This is a genomic window from Vibrio sp. 10N.261.51.F12 (genome assembly GCF_041471725.1).
Lineage (GTDB): Bacteria > Pseudomonadota > Gammaproteobacteria > Enterobacterales > Vibrionaceae > Vibrio.
Map to the genome: position 1 here is coordinate 15,284 of NZ_JBFROV010000052.1, position 20,218 is coordinate 35,501.

18 protein-coding genes are annotated in these 20,218 nt (G+C 46.5%); 13 read left to right on the forward strand and 5 right to left on the reverse strand.

The annotated features are described in order from the left end of the window. Positions 1 to 41: 41 nt before the first annotated feature. A complete protein-coding gene (locus AB4405_RS23170) occupies positions 42 to 1,304 on the forward strand; it encodes an O-antigen ligase family protein (protein WP_372062978.1) in 1,263 nt (420 codons plus the stop codon). Between the two features lie 19 nt (positions 1,305 to 1,323). Here AB4405_RS23170 and AB4405_RS23175 read toward each other — a convergent pair whose 3' ends face one another. Further along, positions 1,324 to 2,025, reverse strand: coding sequence for a 3-deoxy-D-manno-octulosonic acid kinase (locus tag AB4405_RS23175; RefSeq protein WP_372062979.1), 702 nt, complete (start codon positions 2,023 to 2,025; stop codon positions 1,324 to 1,326). Positions 2,026 to 2,152: 127 nt separating this feature from the next. On the opposite strand from AB4405_RS23175, the gene AB4405_RS23180 reads away from it, so the two are divergent. Both AB4405_RS23180 and AB4405_RS23185 read left to right on the forward strand, forming a co-directional pair. Next, on the forward strand, positions 2,153 to 3,289 hold the full coding sequence (locus AB4405_RS23180) for a glycosyltransferase family 9 protein (RefSeq protein WP_372062980.1): 1,137 nt from the start codon (positions 2,153 to 2,155) through the stop codon (positions 3,287 to 3,289). 50 nt (positions 3,290 to 3,339) lie between these two features. Further along, the gene (locus AB4405_RS23185; RefSeq protein ID WP_372062981.1) at positions 3,340 to 4,149 is read left to right on the forward strand and encodes a glycosyltransferase family 2 protein; all 810 of its coding nucleotides are present in this window, start codon (positions 3,340 to 3,342) and stop codon (positions 4,147 to 4,149) included. Here AB4405_RS23185 and AB4405_RS23190 read toward each other — a convergent pair. Next, entirely contained in the window at positions 4,118 to 5,179 is a 1,062-nt protein-coding gene (locus AB4405_RS23190; protein WP_372062994.1) for a glycosyltransferase family 9 protein, read from the reverse strand. The genes AB4405_RS23185 and AB4405_RS23190 overlap by 32 nt on opposite strands. 156 nt (positions 5,180 to 5,335) lie before the next feature. Between AB4405_RS23190 and coaD the strand changes: the two genes are divergently transcribed. Further along, complete coding sequence (gene coaD / locus AB4405_RS23195; protein ID WP_102471204.1) at positions 5,336 to 5,830, forward strand: pantetheine-phosphate adenylyltransferase; 495 nt, start codon at positions 5,336 to 5,338, stop codon at positions 5,828 to 5,830. A 183-nt stretch (positions 5,831 to 6,013) separates the two neighbouring features. Beyond that, the gene (locus tag AB4405_RS23200; protein ID WP_372062982.1) at positions 6,014 to 7,426 is read left to right on the forward strand and encodes an ArnT family glycosyltransferase; all 1,413 of its coding nucleotides are present in this window, start codon (positions 6,014 to 6,016) and stop codon (positions 7,424 to 7,426) included. A gap of 173 nt (positions 7,427 to 7,599) precedes the next feature. Here the strand turns inward: AB4405_RS23200 and pyrE are convergent, their stop codons facing one another. Continuing rightward, the gene (gene pyrE / locus AB4405_RS23205) at positions 7,600 to 8,241 is read right to left on the reverse strand and encodes an orotate phosphoribosyltransferase (RefSeq protein ID WP_102471206.1); all 642 of its coding nucleotides are present in this window, start codon (positions 8,239 to 8,241) and stop codon (positions 7,600 to 7,602) included. 172 nt (positions 8,242 to 8,413) lie between these two features. Continuing rightward, entirely contained in the window at positions 8,414 to 9,130 is a 717-nt protein-coding gene (gene rph, locus AB4405_RS23210; RefSeq protein WP_102471207.1) for a ribonuclease PH, read from the reverse strand. Positions 9,131 to 9,356: 226 nt separating this feature from the next. Here rph and AB4405_RS23215 point away from each other — a divergent pair, with 226 nt between their 5' ends. The 4 genes from AB4405_RS23215 (at position 9,357) to proX (ending at position 14,051) form a co-directional block, all read left to right on the forward strand. After that, complete coding sequence (locus tag AB4405_RS23215; protein WP_372062983.1) at positions 9,357 to 10,223, forward strand: YicC/YloC family endoribonuclease; 867 nt, start codon at positions 9,357 to 9,359, stop codon at positions 10,221 to 10,223. Positions 10,224 to 10,768: 545 nt separating this feature from the next. Further along, positions 10,769 to 11,956 carry a glycine betaine/L-proline ABC transporter ATP-binding protein ProV gene (gene proV, locus AB4405_RS23220; RefSeq protein WP_372062984.1) on the forward strand — a complete coding sequence of 396 codons (1,188 nt, stop codon included), beginning with the start codon at positions 10,769 to 10,771 and terminating at the stop codon, positions 11,954 to 11,956. A gap of 3 nt (positions 11,957 to 11,959) precedes the next feature. Beyond that, complete coding sequence (gene proW, locus AB4405_RS23225; RefSeq protein ID WP_372062995.1) at positions 11,960 to 13,051, forward strand: glycine betaine/L-proline ABC transporter permease ProW; 1,092 nt, start codon at positions 11,960 to 11,962, stop codon at positions 13,049 to 13,051. Further along, a complete protein-coding gene (gene proX / locus AB4405_RS23230) occupies positions 13,044 to 14,051 on the forward strand; it encodes a glycine betaine/L-proline ABC transporter substrate-binding protein ProX (protein WP_102471214.1) in 1,008 nt (335 codons plus the stop codon). The genes proW and proX overlap by 8 nt, the downstream gene beginning before the upstream one ends. Positions 14,052 to 14,293: 242 nt before the next feature. On the opposite strand, the gene AB4405_RS23235 is transcribed toward proX, so the two are convergent. Next, on the reverse strand, positions 14,294 to 15,664 hold the full coding sequence (locus AB4405_RS23235) for an NCS2 family permease (protein ID WP_372062985.1): 1,371 nt from the start codon (positions 15,662 to 15,664) through the stop codon (positions 14,294 to 14,296). A gap of 408 nt (positions 15,665 to 16,072) precedes the next feature. Here AB4405_RS23235 and gmk point away from each other — a divergent pair, with 408 nt between their 5' ends. The 4 genes from gmk to trmH all read left to right on the forward strand — a co-directional run bounded on the left by gmk (position 16,073) and on the right by trmH (position 20,196). After that, positions 16,073 to 16,699, forward strand: coding sequence for a guanylate kinase (gmk, locus tag AB4405_RS23240; RefSeq protein WP_102471216.1), 627 nt, complete (start codon positions 16,073 to 16,075; stop codon positions 16,697 to 16,699). A 308-nt stretch (positions 16,700 to 17,007) separates the two neighbouring features. Continuing rightward, a complete protein-coding gene (rpoZ, locus tag AB4405_RS23245) occupies positions 17,008 to 17,280 on the forward strand; it encodes a DNA-directed RNA polymerase subunit omega (protein WP_102471217.1) in 273 nt (90 codons plus the stop codon). 46 nt (positions 17,281 to 17,326) lie between these two features. Next, positions 17,327 to 19,444 carry a bifunctional GTP diphosphokinase/guanosine-3',5'-bis pyrophosphate 3'-pyrophosphohydrolase gene (gene spoT / locus AB4405_RS23250; RefSeq protein WP_102471218.1) on the forward strand — a complete coding sequence of 706 codons (2,118 nt, stop codon included), beginning with the start codon at positions 17,327 to 17,329 and terminating at the stop codon, positions 19,442 to 19,444. Between the two features lie 65 nt (positions 19,445 to 19,509). Further along, positions 19,510 to 20,196, forward strand: a complete 687-nt coding sequence (gene trmH, locus AB4405_RS23255; protein WP_102471219.1) for a tRNA (guanosine(18)-2'-O)-methyltransferase TrmH — start codon at positions 19,510 to 19,512, stop codon at positions 20,194 to 20,196. Positions 20,197 to 20,218 lie beyond the last annotated feature (22 nt).

The window sequence follows — 20,218 nt, forward strand, 5'->3', positions numbered from 1 at the left end:
AAACCTGTATTATATTTGCACTTAATTAGTTAGGCATTACTGTGACGACATCAACATCTTGGCTTTTGCGAACCAATATCTTTCTTCTTATTGGGTTATCGATTTCTATACCTGCATCCAAAGCGGGTATGAATGCATTCCTTTACCTCTACGTGATCAGCTCATTTAGCTTGCTGGCCTTTAGTGATATTAAGTTATCAAAGCCACTCTCAATGTTAATGAAAAGCTCAGTGGCCGTATTCGGTATAGGTGCGGTACTTGCCATTGTTTCGAAAGGCAGTTTCTACGACGTCGCAGTTTACATTCAAAAGTATAGTTACTTACTGTTGCCTACTGCACTCGTTGTATCTGTTGTTAGCTTTCCAAAATCGCTTAAGTGGTCCATCGTCGCCTTCTTATCAAGCATTGTTACTTGCATTTTTATTGACTTATACCTATTTGCCTTTGTATACGACTTTTTTGATGAGGGCATTATTCGATTATGGGGTAGGATCGGTTACAGTCGATGGCCTGCAGTATTAATCACTGGTATTACCATTACGCTTTTGTTCTTATTCAACCAAAAAAAGCGGCTCACGTGGGCATACGGGCTATGTTTTATACTAATCTCTATTTTCGCGCTCATTTTAGCAGGTAGCAAAGGAGGGATTGTAGCGTTAGCCTTTGTCATATCCGGTTTTTTATTAGTTGTGCTATCAAAAAGCAAAAAGGTCGCCGTTGCTCTAGTTTTTTTGCTCGTTTTTACACTAACGACTGATTTCTTCCAAGATAATATAGCGAATAGAGGTCTAACCAGCAGTTCACTCCAGTCTGAATCTATTGTTGCAAGGACAACAATGATCGAAACCGCAATTGAACTCACTAAAATTAATCTTACTCATAATATGTCGTATTTTTTATTTGGTTCTGGGCTAGATAAACCCGAGGTCTCGTTTCAGCAAACACTAGACGAATTGCCTCAGGCCGTTAGTGAGAATCTGATTTATCAAGGTCGTCATTGGGGGTATACAGACCTCCATAACAGCTATCTTGATCAGTTATTCAAAAATGGCTTAATCTTCTCACTCTTGTTCTATTGGCTACTTTATTTGATGGTAAGGACTGGATTTTCTGCCACTCAAAAAGTAACGCAGTATCAATCTCTAGGCATTATGTACACGAGTACCATCATTAGCTTTATTATTTTTAATGCCTTTTATAGTAACTTCTCAGATTACGCCGTTTACTCACAAATCTACTTTATTGCTCTAGCACTGGCCTTGCCGCTTGTGACCGAGGTAAGTGGTAAGCCAGGCGACGAATAAGCGGCAATATAACTTAATATTATCGACTGGCATATTGAACAATCAAATCAATATCACCATCTCGAAACTGCACTCCACGTTTACTTTTTTCTTTTAAAAATGAGCGTTGGAGTCTTTGTAAATTCAATGTCTTCCAATCATCACCCGATTGCTGACGACACTTATCAAAATCAATAATCCACACCTTATCTTGCTCATCAATCAAGATATTGTGGATATTGAGGTCAGTATGATTAACTTGCGTATCATGCATCTTACGGATCTCTTGACCAATCTTTTGATACATACTTTCTGGCAACGATTTTTCTTGCAAAATAGCGACCAAGTCGCGTGCGTTCGCGATCTTTTCACTCAATAAATCGGCACGGTAATAGGGACCTACTTTTACCGCGCGAGCCGCGATGGGACGAGGTACATTTACGCCCGCGGCAATTAACGTGTGAAGCAATTGATATTCTTGATAGCTGCGTGTTTGCTCCCAACCCGAAAACCAATACTGATCTTTGACCATTTTCCCAAACAAACCACCGCGGCGGTAATGCCTCAATGCGGCCTCAACGGTTTGGGTTTGCACAAACCACGTGGTTCCTCGGCCTTGAGCACTGCCAATGACTTTATCTTGCGATTGCCAAAAGTCCGGTTCAAAAACCTGTTCGATCGGCTCTTGCAGTAAGGCTTCATCATACCAATACGTTATGTTGTTCTTGTTCACTGTATTCACGAACGCTTCCTAAGCTAAGGGCCTTGGCACTGACTCCACGGCTATCGTTATTATTTTCTTGCATCTAATTTTACATTCAAAGCACTCAACTGCATAATCCTTATATCTCCCTTTTCATTTAGACACTATGGCACTTTTTAATTCCCCTCCACGCTCTATTTGTGTGCTTCGCTTATCCGCAATTGGCGATGTTTGCAATACCATTGCTGCGGTGCAGGCTATCCAGGCGTTCTGGCCAGGCACTCAGATAACATGGGTGACAGGCAAGCTTGAGGCCAAACTGCTGGAAAGTATTGAGGGTATTCATGTTGTAGTTTTCGATAAAAAAGCCGGTTGGAAGGGCTATACGGCGCTTTGGCGGGAATTAAAAGGTCAGCGGTTTGATGCTTTGCTGCATATGCAATACGCTTTTCGGGCAAGTATTGCCACGCTAGGCATTAACGCTCGCTACACGTTAGGTTTTGATGGTGAGCGAGCGCAAGACTTTCAAGGGTTATTTACCAATACGAAGGTGCCTTCTCCTAATAAAATGCATGTTCTTGATGGGCTAATGGCCTTTGCTGAAGAGCTCGGTGTGCCTCATGCTGCGCCTCTTTGGTCACTGCGCTACTCGGAAAAGCACGCGCATTGGGCAGACAAGTCTCTTAACCGTGATGAGCAGCCTAGCCATAATAGTAATCAGCGCAACCTTGTTATCGTTCCTGCGGCGAGCAAGGGATACAAAAATTGGACAGCAGATGGCTATGTTGCGGTGATCAAGCATGCCATCACCCAGGGTTGGAATGTTATTCTAGCGGGAAGTCCGGCGGCCATTGAGGTTGAGCTTGGGCAAGCCATTGAGCGTCAACTCTTGCATTCTGATACAAGCTCTCGCGCTGCCTCACCGTCTATATCACAACCCGTGATCAACTTAATTGGCCAAAGTAGTTTGTTAGAAATGTTGGCACTGATCGATAAGGCCGATATGCTCATCGCGCCTGATACGGGCCCAACACATATGGCCAATGCGATGGCAACCCCCGTGATCGGCTTATATGCTCACCACAACCCAAAACGAACAGGGCCATATAATTACCAAGACTATGTGGTCTCAGCCTATGAAGAAGCCATCCAAGCAGAAACTGGCAAACCCAGTAGTGAATTAAGTTGGCGAGCAAGAGTAAAAGACAAACAAGCGATGCAGCGTATTCAACCTGAAGAGGTCATCGCCATGTTCGATCGCGTTGTTGAGCAAGAGCAGTTAGGCCCTGATTTGCTAAAATAAATCGCCATGGCTAAACCGTCTACGTGAGACTCACTGCCCCCTTCATAGGGATGACCGAATTTTTGATTAAGGTAAATAACGTGACTAAACCAACCCTTGCTGTCGCTTTGATTGTAAAAAACGAAACCAAACACTTACGAGCCTGCCTGGAAACGGTTCAGGGCTGGGTGGATGAGATCGTGATTCTTGACTCGGGAAGCACCGACGATACACCAGCCATCGCGGCGGAATTTAACGCTAAATTTCAGGTGAATTCAGAATGGCCTGGGTTTGGTGCTCAACGTCAATTGGCACAAAGCCATGTTGAGTCTGATTTTGTTTTTTGGCTGGATGCCGATGAGCGCGTCACGCCAGAGCTAAAACAAAGTATTTTGACGGCGGTTGAACGCAATGAACCCAACACAATCTACCAATTTGCTCGCTTAAGCTGGGTATTTGGGCGCTTTATCAAGCACTGCGGTTGGTATCCTGACAAGGTGCTTCGACTTTATCCCACCAAGCTAACGCAATATAACGACTCGTTGGTGCATGAAAAAGTAGAAACGAATGCCTCAATGACAGTAGAAACATTGGATGGTGATTTAATCCATTACACCTACGATGATATTCATCATTATCTCGTCAAATCAGCGGGCTACGCTAAAGCCTGGGCAGAACAGCGCGAAGCACGTGGCAAACGCGCAAGCATCTCGCAAGGTATCGTGCATGCCATTGCTTGCTTTGTGAAGATGTACATTGTGAAAGCTGGGTTCTTAGATGGCAAACAAGGCTTTTTGCTTTGTCTGTTATCGGCGCATTCTACGTTCGTGAAATACGCCGATTTGTGGGTTAGGACAAGTACGTCTCAGCCCAAGGAGTAAGCGCCTCCAGTACCACACGAGTATCAATGCGAGTCATGTTTTCTTGACTCGCTTTATCTTCTGACGCAGGTGGACAAAAAGCGATATGTCGCCCTTCAGAATTAAGTGGTCGCCAGCGTAGTGGTGTTGCTGAGCGCTTAGACGGGAAGAAACCCACCGTCGGAACATCTAACGCCGCGGCGATATGCAACGGTCCCGTCGAGCCAGCAATAAACAGGCTTGCACAAGCTATCGAACAAGAGAAATCGACTAAGCCATTATTCTTGTCGTACACCACGCTTGCTACGTGACGAGACTCCAGTGCAACCCTCAATTCTTTGGCTTTCTTTTCCTCTCCTGGTCCAGCAGTTAATACCACCTCAACCCCTTGACTGTCAGGCGATGTTTGCTCACGAAGAGCAAGGCCTACCACCAGTTCAGCGTATTGTTCAATCGACAGGTTGTTTGCCGAGCCACCGCTGCCTGCATGCACATACACCCAAGGTTTTTGGCTATCCAAGCCAAGGCTTTGCGCTAGCATCGTACGTTGTTGGGTGAGTTGCTGTGTATCAAAACTGAAATACGGCGCTTTGGGCTCAACAACATCTATCTTATTGTCATTTAAGAAAGCTCGCACAAGATCGAGGTTGTATTCATATTCTGGCTTGGCGCTCTGCGAGCGTTTTTGTTTAATGCGATGATTATAAAATATCTGCGCGAGTTTCGTTGCCGGGGCTAAGCGATAAGGAATGCGTGCTTTCCACACCAGTAACGCGTTGTACATGGTTGAAAACAGATTGATAGAGGCATCAAACTGCGCCGCTTTCAGCTCCGTTTGCAATAACTGCTGCTGCGCTTTATCTGCCTGTTCGCCTAGATCCACAATCACGTCATCTATCCATGGACAGGCTGTCGCCAATGCTACGGTGTATTTAGGCACCAAGGCGGTGATATGACAATCCGGTAAAGACGATTTCAGCATCGCGAAGCTCGGCCATGCCAACATAAAATCACCGATTTTATCGTTTCGAATGACCAGGATTTTTTTCATCATCTTACTTCTCTCTCATCGCAGATAGGGCGCGTCTCAACGTTTCTTCATAATAACAACTCGAAGACAGAATGGTAACTCTCGCGCTCGCTTAAAGAATTTAAAATCGCGCATAATTTGCTACACTGACTGAAATTTCAAAATAGAGCCAACGCCGTGACACAGAAGCGAATTTCTCGAGTAATCTATCCAGGTACCTTTGATCCTATTACCAATGGTCATCTTGATTTGATAGAACGAGCGTCTTGTATGTTTGATGAGGTCATCATCGCCATCGCTGCCAGTCCCAGCAAAAACACGATGTTTACGCTCGAAGAAAGGGTGGATTTTACTCTTCAAGTCACTCAGCATCTGGAGAACGTGACGGCAAAAGGGTTTTCTGGCTTGTTGGTTGATTTTGCGAAACACGAAAAAGCCAACGTCCTCATCCGTGGTTTACGCACCACTGGTGATTTTGAATACGAATTTGGGCTTACTAATATGTATCGCCGCTTGCTGCCTGGCATGGAAAGTGTCTTTCTAACCCCGGCCGAAGAGCATGCGTTTATTTCATCGACACTGGTTCGCGAAGTAGCGATCCATGGTGGGGACGTGAGTCAATTTGTGCCACCTATTATTGAAAATGCCTTAAAATCAAAAAATATCGTCTAGAAAAATATTTTCGTCGATAAAATCACAATCCCTAACAATAGATTGAATATCTGTTTATTGACCTACACTTGAACATTATGTGAGACTTCGTGGGTTTTTTAATCGTACCGACGGCAATTGCTGCGCGGTACTTATTTTGCAAAGCGATCATTACGTTAGGTAATGAGGCTGGAGTTGTAAACAATGATAAATAAACAGCGCACGCTGTGGATACTGTTGATTGGTGCCTTACTGATTCGCCTATTGTCATTAGGCTTATATCCGTTAATGGACACCACTGAGTCTCGCTACGGTGAGATGGCAAGAATGATGGTAGAAACGGGCAATTGGCTAACGCCATTGTTCGACTATGGCGTCCCTTTCTGGGGTAAACCACCTCTATTCACATGGATGAGTGCTGCTAGTGTCGAAATGCTAGGACTCTCCGAATTTGCGCTACGCCTGCCTCATTGGATTGCAGGTGTACTCGTGGTTTGGGCATCGGCGTGGGTGGCGAAAAAGAATGGCTACAACCCGCTCGTGGCAGCGCTTGTGCTGTCTACTACGTTGGTTTTTTCTATCTCTGCCGGTGCAGTGATGACCGATATGGCGTTGACTGTCGGACTGACGCTGGCCATGGTTGGATTTTATCAATGCTGGCGCGGTGAAACGCTATGGGGCTATGTGGGCTTTGCTGGCCTTGCGATCGGCCTTTTAGCTAAAGGCCCGGTCACCATTGTTTTATTTGGATTAGCCGTATTCCCTTGGATGGTGATTCAGCACGGCATTGTTGGCGCTTTTGTTGAACTATGGCGTCGTTTCCCGCTAGTCAAAGGCACGCTGTTAATGCTTGTCATTGCTTTGCCTTGGTACATCCTTGCCGAGCGTGCGACACCAGGTTTCATCGATTATTTCATTGTCGGCGAGCACTACAAGCGCTTTGTTGAGCCAGGCTGGACGGGCGATCTTTACGGCTCAGGTCACCAAGAACCAAAAGGGAAAATTTGGTTCTTCTGGCTGCTGGCGGTACTGCCTTGGTCATTGATTCTGCCAATCATGATGATGGTTCGTGCTAAGTTTGGTCTCGAACAAGCGAAGAAAAACCAAGGCTTTACTAGCTTTGCTATCTGGTGGGCACTGGCGCCGCTGATCCTCTTTTCTTTATCCAGTAATATTCTGCCAACGTACGTGCTACCAGGCACACCAGCGGTGGCATTGCTTATTGCTATATTCTGGAAACAGAAAGATACCATCTGGGTATCGATTTCAGCCCTGATTGTACCCATTGCTCTCATTGCCGCCACATATCTACTGGCAACAGGAAAAGTTGCGGATAACAGTGATAAGACCATTTTTGAAACGGTTGATCCTGATATTAGCACGTTCTATGTTTACCCGCGCTCCTACTCTGGTCAGTACTACAGTAACGGGAAAGCGAAGGTATTTGAGTCTGATAAGCAAGTTGAAGGCTTAGACGAGTTTTACATCATCTCTTACAACGACAGACAACGTGACTTCATTCCCTTCAAGGAGAAGTACAACTGTAGTGAAGAGGCCGTCGCCGAAAGTGCCGATCGCATGGCATTGTTGTGTAAGATCAAACCTGAAACGAAGTAGTATAAGGCCGAGTGGCTATGGACTATTGACGCCATGAATCATTACGTTTATGGCGCACGAAAAAGGGGACCGAGTGAAATCACTCGGTCCCCTTTTTATCTCAACAATCCATAGCGAGCGTGATACCAAAGCGGTTAACCCTCGCCATTAGAATTGAGCGCTAGCGAATAAGGTTAAATACCATACTCTGCACGATACGCCTTCACGGCTTCAAGGTGTTCTGTGCTACCACCTTGACCTTCTAGATAGGTAATCAAGTCCGTTAGGCTGACAATAGAAATCACCGCACAACCAAAATCACGTTCCACTTCCTGAATCGCAGACAATTCACCCTTGCCCTTTTCTTGGCGATCAATTGCCACCAACACACCTGCTAAATCAGCGCCGTTGGCCTTAATGATTTCCATCGACTCACGAATGGCAGTACCCGCTGTAATCACATCATCCACCAGCATAATGCGACCTTCTAGTGGGCTACCCACCAAGCTGCCACCTTCGCCGTGTGTTTTGGCTTCTTTACGGTTAAAGCAATATGGCGTATCCACATCATAATGATCGGCTAGTGCCACCGCTGTAGTTGTGGCAATTGGAATACCTTTGTAGGCAGGACCAAATAGCACGTCGTACTGAATTGCAGAATCCGCCAAGGCTGCCGCATAAAAGCGACCTAAGCGTGCCAAATCACGGCCTGTATTGAAAAGACCAGCGTTAAAGAAATAAGGGCTTTTACGGCCAGACTTTAGGGTAAATTCGCCAAATTTGAGTACTTCTTTTTCTAGGGCAAATTCAATAAACTCACGCTGGTATGCTTTCATCTTTTCTCTCTCTTTTGTTGTGTTCGTCACCCCTTAAAAATGGGATCGTCCAAAGCGAGTCATGCGCTTTATGAGGTTCTCACTTTCGTGAGGATGACGGTTATCTTTTTAACCGTTATTCAGTGTGCGTTATGCACAAAAAAATAGCCCCCTTACGGAAGCCATTCAATAATTAGTCTGCTAATGCCGCCTTCTGAGCGGTGACGATCTCGGCAATGCCGTTTTTCGCGGACTCCAGCAACGCCATAAGCTCTTCATGACAGAATGGTTCACCTTCTGCTGTGCCTTGGATTTCGATCATACGACCATCTTCCGTCATCACAACATTCATGTCGGTATCGGCGGCTGAATCTTCTACGTACTCAAGGTCACAGAAAATGTTTTCGCCAAGGATGCCAACAGAAACCGCGGCAACGTGGCTCTTCATTGGGTTCGCTTTCAGTGAGCCTTTCTTCACAAGGTGAGCAAACGCGTCAGCCATTGCTACGCTCGCACCAGAGATAGCTGCAGTACGTGTGCCGCCATCAGCTTGGATCACATCACAATCCACCGTCACCATGATTTCACCCATGGCTTCAAGGTCAACTACCGCACGAAGGCTACGTGCGATAAGACGTTGGATTTCCATCGTACGGCCACCTTGCTTACCACTTGCCGCTTCACGACGCATTCTTGTATGCGTTGAGCGAGGTAGCATGCCGTATTCAGCGGTTACCCAGCCCTTACCTTTGCCTTTCAACCAACGTGGAACATTTTCTTCCACAGTGGCGTTACACAATACTTTGGTATTGCCAAACTCGACAAGAACCGAGCCTTCAGCATAAGCAGTATAGTTGCGAGTAATTTTAATTGGGCGCACTTGCTCTGCTGCGCGATCATTTGGACGCATGGACATTACCTTTAATAGGGGAAGGGTTTGGTTGGGCGAAGATTATAGCGGAGAAGGGAGTATGGGTCTAGGTGCTTGGTCCTTGGTCCTTGGTCCTTGGTCCTTGGTAGAAGATAGTTCGCTTGACCCCAAGGGTCTAGGACCGTCTTTTACCTAGAGCCATCTTTTTAAACTGTGCTACCATGAGTGCAGTTTGAACAATTATTAAATTCAAGGAAATTAGTCCATGATCTACAGCATGACCGCTTACGCTCGTAAAGAAGTCAAAGGTGACTGGGGAAGCGCCGTTTGGGAAATTCGCTCAGTAAACCAACGTTACCTCGAAACGTATTTTCGCCTTCCAGAGCAGTTTAGAGGCCTTGAACCTGTACTTCGTGAACGCTTCCGTAAGCGCTTGGCGCGCGGTAAGGTTGAATGTAACCTGCGCTTTGAAGCGAACCCTGCTGCAAAGAGCGAACTGAACATCAATGAAGCCCTCGCTCAACAGGTCATCAACGCAGCAAAACAAGTGATGAGCCTAACCGGCGAAGATAGCCGTTTGAACCCTTTCCAAGTCATGAACTGGCCTGGTGTGATGGAAACGCCAGAGCAAGACATGGATACCATCAATAAAGAACTACTGGTCGGTTTTGAAGCCGCACTCGTTGACTTTATTGAAGCCCGTGCAAGCGAAGGCAACAACATGAAAGCGCTCATCGACGCTCGTTTAGAAGCCATCACCGATGAAGTCGTCAAGGTTCGCGCGCGCATGCCTGAGATCATTGAATGGCAACGTGAGCGCCTATTAGGCAAATTTGAAGACGCTAAGATTGAACTAGAGACTGGCCGCGTCGAGCAAGAGCTGATTCTTCTTGCGCAAAAATCTGATGTAGCAGAAGAGCTCGATCGCCTTGATTCTCACGTCAAAGAAACCACGTCTATCATGAAAAAAGGGGGCGCCTGTGGTCGTCGTCTCGATTTCATGATGCAAGAATTCAACCGTGAGTCCAACACGCTTGCGTCTAAGTCTATCAGCACCGACATCACCGCCTCTGGCGTAGAGCTTAAAGTCTTGATTGAACAAATGCGTGAGCAGATCCAAAACATTGAATAACGTTGACGCTTTAATGAAGTAGGGTGCCCTACTTTCGTTAGGTTTAACTCTAACCATCGTTTATCAAAAGACCAGTAGTTACGCTACTGGTCTTTTTGCTTTCTAGACTTAAAGCCGCCCTACCGTTAACGCCATCTCAACACTTCACTTCACTTCACGGTGTGGTTACCCATCAACGCCTCATCAGCAAAATATAACCAAAATGCGTCAAGCACACCTTAATCATTCTCTATATTTTCCAGCCCATACAATTTACTTCGTACTCGAATCATTTATCTCTTATCAATGTCAGGAATATGTCATGGCAATACTATCAGTTATTCATCATCAATATAAAAACAACAGCGCCATGTTTTACCCTCCTTGTTGAACACCAATTTAAACACCTAACAATCAGATACTTAAGCCAATTCACGGCTATTATTTTATTTTTACACATTGAAGAACATTCAATGAAAGTAATGGATAGCGCTTGATAATAAAATTAATATTACTTAGAGTACTAATCGTTTGGCTATAAGCTACATCTAAAAAGGATTGACAACATGGATCCCATACTGGAAGTTAAGGGACTGTACAAAGTGTTTGGAGAAGACACTGACCGCGCATTTTCAATGATTGATGAAGGTGCCGACAAAGAGAAAGTTTTCGAAAAAACGGGCTTAACCATCGGGGTTAACGACGTTTCTCTCAGCATTAAAGAAGGCGAGATTTTTGTTATTATGGGGCTATCTGGCTCTGGAAAATCGACTCTCGTACGCCTACTCAACCGCCTCATCGAACCCACTCGAGGCAACGTTTTCCTAAAAGGTAAAGACATCGCACACATCTCAGAAGATGAGCTTCGTCAGGTGCGCCGCAATAACATCTCCATGGTTTTTCAAAATTTTGCCCTCATGCCTCACATGACCGTGATTGAAAATGCGGCATTTGGATTAGAACTCGCCGGTATTGAATTAGATAAACGCCGTGCCAGTGCTTTAGGTGCGCTAGAACGCGTGGGGTTGGAGCCGTATTCTGAGTCTTACCCCGATGAGCTTTCCGGTGGCATGAAGCAGCGTGTTGGTTTGGCAAGAGCGCTTGCCTGTGACCCAGATATTCTCTTAATGGATGAGGCGTTTTCCGCCTTAGACCCGTTAATTAGAACCGAGATGCAAGACGAACTCATTCGTCTGCAAAATGACGATAAACGTACCATTGTCTTTATCTCCCACGATCTCGATGAAGCCATGCGCATTGGCGATCGAATTGCCATCATGCAAAACGGAGAGGTTGTGCAGGTCGGAACGCCAGATGACATTCTCAATAACCCTGCTAACGATTATGTGGAAGCCTTCTTCCGCGGCGTTAACGTGGCCAATGTCCTGACAGCCAAAGACATTGCCCGCAAACAACCCGCTGCAGTCTTCAAAAAGTCTGAACATGATGGGCCCGCTTCTGCCTTACAGATCCTAATGGATAACGATCGAGATTATGGCATCGTCGTCGAAAAAACGAGCCACTATTCGGGCATTGTATCGATCGATTCGTTGCGTCAAGCGCACAAGGAAAAGCGAACCTTGGTCAGTGCTCAGATCGACCAAGGCATCACGCTTCAACCTAACCAACCCATCAATGAGATATTAGGATTGGTGGCCAGCGTGCCTTACTCGGTACCGGTGGTCGATGACAGCGGAAACTATTTTGGCGTTGTGACGAAATCACGACTTCTTCAGACGTTAGATAAAGGATAAATGATGTCATCAGACCAAACGAATACCGATCCATGGTCACAACCGGCGCCTCAACAAGCGGCTTCAGATCCTTGGGGGCAAGCCAGCGACGCATCAAGCTCAACGGATTGGCTAAACAGTGAAACCGTTGATACCGTGCCCTTTGACCTTCTCAACCCATTCGAGAAAGCCGTGCTGCCCGTTGATAATTGGGTTGAGTCTGGGCTCAACTGGTTGGTAGAAAATGGCCGCCCTCTGTTTCAAGCGATTCGTGTCCCGATCGATTTTATCCTGAGTTCATTTGAAACCGCGCTCGTTTCAACGCCTGCGCCCTTCATGTTGATCATCTTATTCTTATTAGCATGGCAATTTTCGAACCTAAGGCTTGGTCTCGCAACGGCAGTGTCCTTTGTGTTTATCGGCCTTATTGGCGCCTGGTCAGAAGCAATGGTGACCCTTTCACTGGTGATGACATCGGTGTTCTTTTGCTTGTTAATCGGGCTTCCCTTGGGGATATGGTTAGCGAGGAGCCAAACCGCGGCGAAGTTTATTCGCCCGATTCTTGATGCAATGCAAACCACCCCTGCCTTTGTTTACCTAGTACCCATCGTGATGTTGTTTGGTATTGGTAATGTACCAGGGGTCGTGGTGACCATTATTTTTGCGCTGCCGCCGGTCGTGCGCCTTACGATTCTGGGTATTCAACAAGTGCCTGAAGAATTGATCGAAGCCGGACATTCGTTCGGCGCCAGTAAAAAGCAGATGCTTTATCGCATCCAGCTGCCACTCGCACTACCAACCATTATGGCTGGCGTGAACCAAACCTTAATGCTGTCGCTTTCGATGGTGGTTATTGCCTCTATGATTGCGGTTGGCGGTCTAGGTCAGATGGTACTGCGTGGTATTGGCCGTTTAGACATGGGGCTTGCCGCGGTTGGTGGGTTGGGCATTGTCATTCTCGCAATCTTGCTTGACCGAATCACTCAGGTTCTTGGGGTCAACGCTGGCAATACCAAACTACGTTGGTACCACACCGGTCCCGTTTCTATTTTGCTAAAAATGTTCACTCGGAAAAGTGAACCTACATTAAATTTACGGAGAAATGAAAATGAATAATTCATGGAAGAAAACCCTAACCGCCAGCGTGGCGTCTGCACTCGTATTATCGACAAACGTTTGGGCTGAGAAGCTACCCGGCGAAGGCGTCAGCATTCAACCACTTCAATCAACGGTTGCAGAAGAAACCTTTCAAACACTGATTGTTAGCCGTGCACTTGAGGCTCTAGGCTACGATGTGAAGGAAACAAAGGAAGTCGACTACAATGTCGGTTACACCTCTATTGCAAAAGGCGACGCTACCTTCCTTGCCGTTGGTTGGTTCCCACTTCATGCAGACAAATACAGCCAATCTGGTGGTGATGACAAATTCTATCGCAAAGGGCAATACGTCAGTGGCGCTGCGCAGGGTTACTTGATCGATAAAAAAACGGCAGAGCAGTACGGTATTACCAATATTGGTCAATTAAGCGACCCAAAAATCGCCAAGTTATTTGATGCTGATGGCGACGGCAAAGCCGATTTAACAGGCTGTAACCCAGGCTGGGGTTGTGAGCTTGTCATTGAAGAACAGTTGTCTGCTTATAAATTACGAGACACCGTGAGCCACAATCAAGGTAACTACGCCGCGATTATTGCCGATACGATCTCACGCTATAAGAACGGTGAGCCGATCCTTTACTACACATGGACACCATACTGGGTAAGTGGCGTATTGGTCCCGAATGAAGATGTAGTTTGGTTAGAAGTGCCGTTTTCGGCATTGCCTGGTGAGCGTAAAGGCGTTGATACGACGTTATCTAACGGCAAGAACTACGGCTTTGAGATGAACTCTATGAGCATCATTGCCAACAAAGCATTTGCTGAACAAAACCCTTCTGCCGCGAAGTTATTTGAAATCATTAAGCTGAACATCAATGATGTGAGTGCTCAAAATATGATGATGAGCCAAGGTAAAAACAGCACTGCCGATATTGAATCGCATGTGAATGGCTGGATCAAAGCTAACCAAGGCCTGTTTGACTCTTGGGTTGCCGAAGCTAAAAAAGCGTCAATGTAATCTTAGTGGCGCGGTATGGCCCAGATAAGGCGATATAATCTTATTAAAACCTTATTACAGCCACTATGAGATACATGACGTCTTAGAACATGTAAGAACTCCAATCGTTGGTTCATCAACGATTGGAGTTCATGCAATATGCTTATACTTTATACTTATCGCTATAACCTGACGTTGTAAGCTATCGTTGCAAGCCTAGGCAATAAACGACGCAACACATCACCGCAATATCGTCTCTCTAATTACAGCAGAACCAGATACGTCCCAAACAGCGCACACAGCACATAAATCACGGGGTGTACTTCCTTACCTTTGCCCGCGACGACCATCGTAAATGCGTAACTGATAAAACCCATTGCCATACCATTGGCTGGAGAGAAACTCAGTACAGTGAACATGATGGTGAAAAACGCGGCAATGCGAGACTCTTTCTTTTCCCAATCTATCTGCCCAAGGCGACCAATCATATAGATACCGACCACCACCATTGCTGGCGCGACCATCGCAGCAGAAAAGACCGAGAATATTGGGTAAAAGAACAACGATAAGAAGAATAGTCCTGCCACAACCACCGCGGCCAAGCCCGTTCTTGCCCCTTGCGATGACGCAATTCCCGACTCAGAGAATGCAGTAATAGAAGTGGTACCCAAAACAGAACCAATCACCGTACCACCAGCGTCCGCTACCAGTGCAGAGCGTGCATTCGGCACCTTGCCATCTTTATCAATGATGCCCGCATCTTTACCGACACCAACAATCGTGCTTAGTCCATCAAAGAAATCGACGATCAAAAAGATAATCACGATAAACAAAAGGTCAAACATCTTCTCGGCCGTTAAACCTGAGATATCGAAGATCGCGCCAAAGCTCCCGGCCATACTTGGTGGCATCGACACGAGCTGCTCTGGGATTGGGGCATTTGATGTACCCATGAACGTATCGGCCAATACCGTTAATACAATGGCAGAAATGAAAGAGATGAACGTCGCCAGCTTGATGTCTCTGACCATGCAGCCTAGCGCAATAAAAATGCTGATGTACGCGATGATGACTTTAGGGTCAAGGATGTCCCCCATACTCACCAGGATGATAGGATTTGAGACGATAATGCCTGCATTCTTTAGGCCCAAGAAAGCAATAAAGAGACCGAGAGAGACCGTAATGGCGAGTTTAAGATCCTCTGGTATTGATTCAATCATTGCCTTGCGAATTCGGGTCATCGACAGGATCAAATAAATAACGCCAGAGAAGAAGATGCCGAGTAGCGCTTCATGCCACACCAATGCCACCGAGCCACTTAACAACATCCCTTTAAAGAAGCCGTTCATGCTCATACCAGGAGCAAGCATCACTGGGTAATTACCAAAAAAGCCCATGATAAGTGTCGCAATACCAGCAGCGAGCGCCGTAGCGGTAAAGACGGAACCACGGTCCATGCCAGGGATGTCACCAAGAATGGCAGGGTTGACCGCGAGGATATAACTCATGGCAAGGAAAGTAATGAAGCCCGCATACACCTCTGTGCCAACGGTAGACTTGCGCTCAGAAACTTTAAATGTAGATTCGATAAAAGAAGTTTTCGCTGATGGTTTACTAGCCACGTCGACACTCACGATAAAACCTGCTTATTTGGATTAGGAAAAGTCGCCAAGTTCAGTCATTGAACTTGGAAAAGTTGGCGCGGATTTTAATCGACCGTGTGAATATTTCAATGAATTTCGCGTCATTTGTGAATATTTTTTATCGCTTTAAAAACAACACTTTGATAAATAAGCAAACGTTTGCCACCACATTGCAATCACGACACGGACCGCCGAGCATTTTTTTATGTTCGATGCCCTCTTTTATTATTTTTCCAGGTCAAGCCCTGTGACTTGTCGAAAATAGTCAAATTGTGCTACTCTTCGCCTCCATTTTTCTGACTGATTTTTCAACAGTCTCAGTCAGTATTATGTTTCGTTAATGAAACGCCTATCACTGCGCGTTTCTCGTTTTCAATCCAGAACTATGGACTCGTACCTATGGGCAAAGGCACTTTATACATCGTATCCGCACCAAGCGGCGCAGGTAAATCAAGCTTGATTTCAGCGATGCTAGAAACCAATCCTACGTATGCTATGAAAGTGTCGGTATCGCATACCACTCGTAGCGTGCGACCTGGTGAAGAGGATGGCGTGCATTATCACTTTGTTGAAAAAACAGAGTTTGAGTCGCTGATCGCTCAAGATGCTTTCTTTGAGTACGCCGAGGTATTCGGTAACTACTATGGAACGTCTCGACTATGGATTGAAGAAACCCTAAATAAGGGCATTGATGTCTTCTTAGATATCGATTGGCAAGGCGCTCGCCAAATCCGCGCGCAGATGCCGGAAGCAAAAAGTGTCTTCATTTTGCCACCGTCCAACGGTGAGCTGGAACGTCGTCTTAACGTTCGCGGCCAAGACAGCGACGAGATCATCGCTAAGCGCATGAGCGAAGCTAAGTCTGAGATATCTCACTATGACGAATATGACTATGTCATTATCAACGATGACTTTGATGTGGCATTGATTGATTTCAAAGCGATCTTACGCGCTGAGCGCCTAAAACAAGATAAACAAACCATCAAATACAAAGGCATGCTCGTTGCGCTGCTTTCTGAGCAGTAGAGATAAGCGTGTTTTCGTCATTGTTTCTACGTATTTTGTGGTGATTTCCTAACAAAATGCAGTAAAAAGCAAATGACCTTACTATAACGACCGTATTTACCTATATACTGTTACACAGACGCTACTGTTGTACTGGCGATATTATTGTACAGACAATACAGGTAAACATGCATACTGGTTAACCGACGAGACTAGTAGTAAACAGGCGGTCGTCAGGCTCTATTGGGATCATTTGTGATCTAGCATCCAATCCCAATAGGCTGTATACTTTCTCGTCATCTAAAATTTAGTTAATTATTGGAGTTCTTATGGCACGCGTAACTGTTCAAGACGCTGTTGAAAAAGTTGGTAACCGCTTCGACCTAGTTCTTATTTCGTCTCGCCGCGCACGTCAAATGCAAATCGGTGGTAAAGACGCATTAGTGCCAGAAGAAAATGATAAGCCAACGGTTATCGCACTACGCGAAATCGAAGAAGGCTTGATCACTAAAGATGTACTTGATGCACGTGAGCGTCAAGAACAGCAAGAGCAAGAAGCCGCTGAACTAGCCGCGGTTAGCAGCATCGCTCACAACCGTTAATTCGGACCGAGTTTACTCGTGTTCCATCGACTTTCGGGCCTACAATTTGTACCTATTCGATAGCCTTAAAGACGTTGCCCAAGAATATCTAACAGAGCCTCACCTTGAGGCTCTGCGTCAATCTTATGTGGTAGCAAGAGATGCCCATGAAGGGCAGACCCGCTCAAGCGGAGAACCTTACATCATTCACCCTGTCGCGGTTGCTCGGATCCTCGCTGAAATGCGTTTGGATATTGAGACACTACAAGCAGCGTTATTGCATGATGTAATTGAAGACACTGAAGTCACCAAAGAAGAGCTAGAAGAACAATTCGGTACCACTGTTGCCGAACTCGTCGATGGCGTATCTAAACTCGACAAGCTTAAATTCCGCGATCGTAAAGAAGCCCAAGCTGAGAACTTCCGTAAAATGGTTCTGGCAATGGTTCAAGACATCCGCGTGATTCTAATTAAGCTGAGTGACCGCACCCACAATATGCGTACGTTAGGCGCCCTTCGTCCTGACAAACGACGTCGTATTGCTCGCGAAACCCTCGAAATCTATGCCCCACTCGCCCACCGCCTTGGTATTCATAACATCAAGACCGAGCTTGAAGAACTTGGCTTTGAAGCCCTGTACCCCAACCGGTACCGTGTTCTGAAAGAAGTGGTGAAATCAGCGCGTGGCAATCGTAAAGAGATGATCCAGCGTATCCACAGCGAGATCGAAGGCCGCCTAGAAGAGGTAGGGTTAACGGTTCGCGTGTTGGGTCGTGAAAAGAACCTGTTCTCCATCTATAACAAGATGAAAACCAAAGAGCAGCGCTTCCACACCATTATGGACATCTATGCATTTCGAGTGATTGTCGATACCGCGGATACCTGTTATCGCGTGCTTGGCCAGGTCCACAGCTTGTATAAGCCACGTCCTGCTCGCATGAAAGATTACATTGCCGTACCAAAAGCCAATGGCTATCAATCCTTGCATACCTCTATGGTTGGCCCTCACGGGGTGCCAGTTGAAGTACAGATTCGTACTGAAGACATGAACCAGATGGCAGACAAGGGTGTGGCTGCGCATTGGGCTTATAAAGGCAATGGCGATCGCTCTGGCACGACGGCGCAGGTGAAAGCCCAGCGTTGGATGCAAAGCCTGCTTGAGCTTCAGCAAAGTGCAGGTAACTCCTTTGAATTTATTGAAAACGTAAAATCTGATCTGTTCCCTGATGAGATCTACGTCTTCACGCCTAAGGGCCGAATTGTCGAACTGCCTCTCGGGGCAACCGCGGTCGATTTTGCCTATGCGGTGCATACCGATGTGGGCAACACCTGTGTCGGTGCACGTGTTGATCGTCAACCATACCCTCTCAGCAAGGCGCTGAAAAATGGGCAAACGGTTGAGATTATCAGCGCACCGGGCGCACGCCCAAATGCCGCTTGGCTTAACTACGTGGTGACATCACGCGCTCGCACAAAGATCCGTCAGGTTCTTAAAACCATGCGTCGTGAAGAATCCGTCGTACTTGGTCGTCGACTGCTTAATCATGCATTAGGTCGCCATTCTATCGATACTATCTACCCAGAAAATATCGATGAAGTACTCAAAGATCTGAAACTTGAAAGCACCGATGATTTACTTGCCGCGATTGGCTTAGGCGAACTGATGAGCATTATCATCGCTCGACGCTTACTTGGTGACACCGATGAGTTGACGCAGACCAGTTCTGTACCATCGTCGGGTAAACGCCTGCCTATCCGTGGTGCGGAAGGTATATTGCTGACTTTTGCTAATTGCTGCCATCCGATCCCTGACGACAGCATCATTGCCCATGTTTCACCGGGTCGTGGGCTTGTTGTACACAGAGAAACCTGTCCAAACGTACGCGGCCATCAAAAAGAGCCGGATAAGTACATGGCGGTGGAATGGAGCGATGGCTACGAGCAAGAGTTTACCGCAGAGCTGCAGGTTGATTTGCATAATCACCAAGGCGCGCTGGCTGAACTGACCAACGTCATTGCAAAAACAGGGTCGAATATCCACGGCATTTCAACCGAGGAAAGAGATGGCCGTTTGTATACCGTGACGGTATTACTGACGACACAAGACCGTGTGCACTTGGCGGGTATCATGAAGCGTATACGCGTGATGCCGCATGCCTTACGAGTCAGACGACGTAAAAACTAGTTTTCAATGTGTTAACTTCAACGGGTTCGATAGTCATATCGAGCCCGTTTTATTTGGACCTAATCATGAATCTCGAACGCTATAACCGAATCCAAGATGTACTTCGTGCACGCCAACCTGATCTCACGTTGCTGCTAGAGGAAGTCCATAAGCCCAACAACGTCTCAGCCGTTATTCGCACCGCCGATGCGGCTGGCGTCCACAAGGTGCACGCCGTTTGGCCCAATAAACAAATGCGCACGCTCAGCCATACCTCTGCTGGCGCACGTAATTGGGTTGAAGTGGAAACTCACGATTCAATCTCAAGTGCTATCGGTGAGCTTAAACAGCAAGGTATGCAGGTTCTTGCTACTAACCTCTCTGACAAAGCCGTCGACTTTCGCGAGATTGACTACACCAAACCGACCGCGATTATTTTAGGCGGAGAAAAAGACGGGATTTCGAGCAGTGCGCTGAACGGTGCGGACCAAGATATTATCATCCCAATGGTCGGCATGGTTCAGTCCCTCAATGTATCTGTTGCCAGTGCGCTAATCTTGTTTGAAGCACAGCGTCAGCGCCAATTAGCTGGCATGTACAATCGCGATGTCAGTGCGTTATCACTCGAAACCATACATCGTACGCTGTTTGAACGTGGCCACCCCGTTCTGGCGAAAGTCGCTAAGAAAAAACGCCTCCCTTATCCTCCATTGGATGACCAAGGGCAGATTATCGCCGATGAAGATTGGTGGAAGGAAATGCAACAGAAATAGGCATGGTTCTATGGTTCTATGG

What these genes read in the sequence shown, in the direction of transcription:
- pyrE (WP_102471206.1), bottom strand. Translation starts at nt 8,241, where the DNA reads ATGAAAGCATACCAGCGTGAGTTTATTGAATTTGCCCTAGAAAAAGAA.
- rpoZ (WP_102471217.1), top strand. Translation starts at nt 17,008, where the DNA reads ATGGCACGCGTAACTGTTCAAGACGCTGTTGAAAAAGTTGGTAACCGC.
- AB4405_RS23190 (WP_372062994.1), bottom strand. Translation starts at nt 5,179, where the DNA reads ATGAAAAAAATCCTGGTCATTCGAAACGATAAAATCGGTGATTTTATG.
- AB4405_RS23180 (WP_372062980.1), top strand. Translation starts at nt 2,153, where the DNA reads ATGGCACTTTTTAATTCCCCTCCACGCTCTATTTGTGTGCTTCGCTTA.
- AB4405_RS23200 (WP_372062982.1), top strand. Translation starts at nt 6,014, where the DNA reads ATGATAAATAAACAGCGCACGCTGTGGATACTGTTGATTGGTGCCTTA.
- proW (WP_372062995.1), top strand. Translation starts at nt 11,960, where the DNA reads ATGTCATCAGACCAAACGAATACCGATCCATGGTCACAACCGGCGCCT.
- AB4405_RS23215 (WP_372062983.1), top strand. Translation starts at nt 9,357, where the DNA reads ATGATCTACAGCATGACCGCTTACGCTCGTAAAGAAGTCAAAGGTGAC.
- trmH (WP_102471219.1), top strand. Translation starts at nt 19,510, where the DNA reads ATGAATCTCGAACGCTATAACCGAATCCAAGATGTACTTCGTGCACGC.
- gmk (WP_102471216.1), top strand. Translation starts at nt 16,073, where the DNA reads ATGGGCAAAGGCACTTTATACATCGTATCCGCACCAAGCGGCGCAGGT.
- proX (WP_102471214.1), top strand. Translation starts at nt 13,044, where the DNA reads ATGAATAATTCATGGAAGAAAACCCTAACCGCCAGCGTGGCGTCTGCA.
- rph (WP_102471207.1), bottom strand. Translation starts at nt 9,130, where the DNA reads ATGCGTCCAAATGATCGCGCAGCAGAGCAAGTGCGCCCAATTAAAATT.
- AB4405_RS23185 (WP_372062981.1), top strand. Translation starts at nt 3,340, where the DNA reads ATGACCGAATTTTTGATTAAGGTAAATAACGTGACTAAACCAACCCTT.
- proV (WP_372062984.1), top strand. Translation starts at nt 10,769, where the DNA reads ATGGATCCCATACTGGAAGTTAAGGGACTGTACAAAGTGTTTGGAGAA.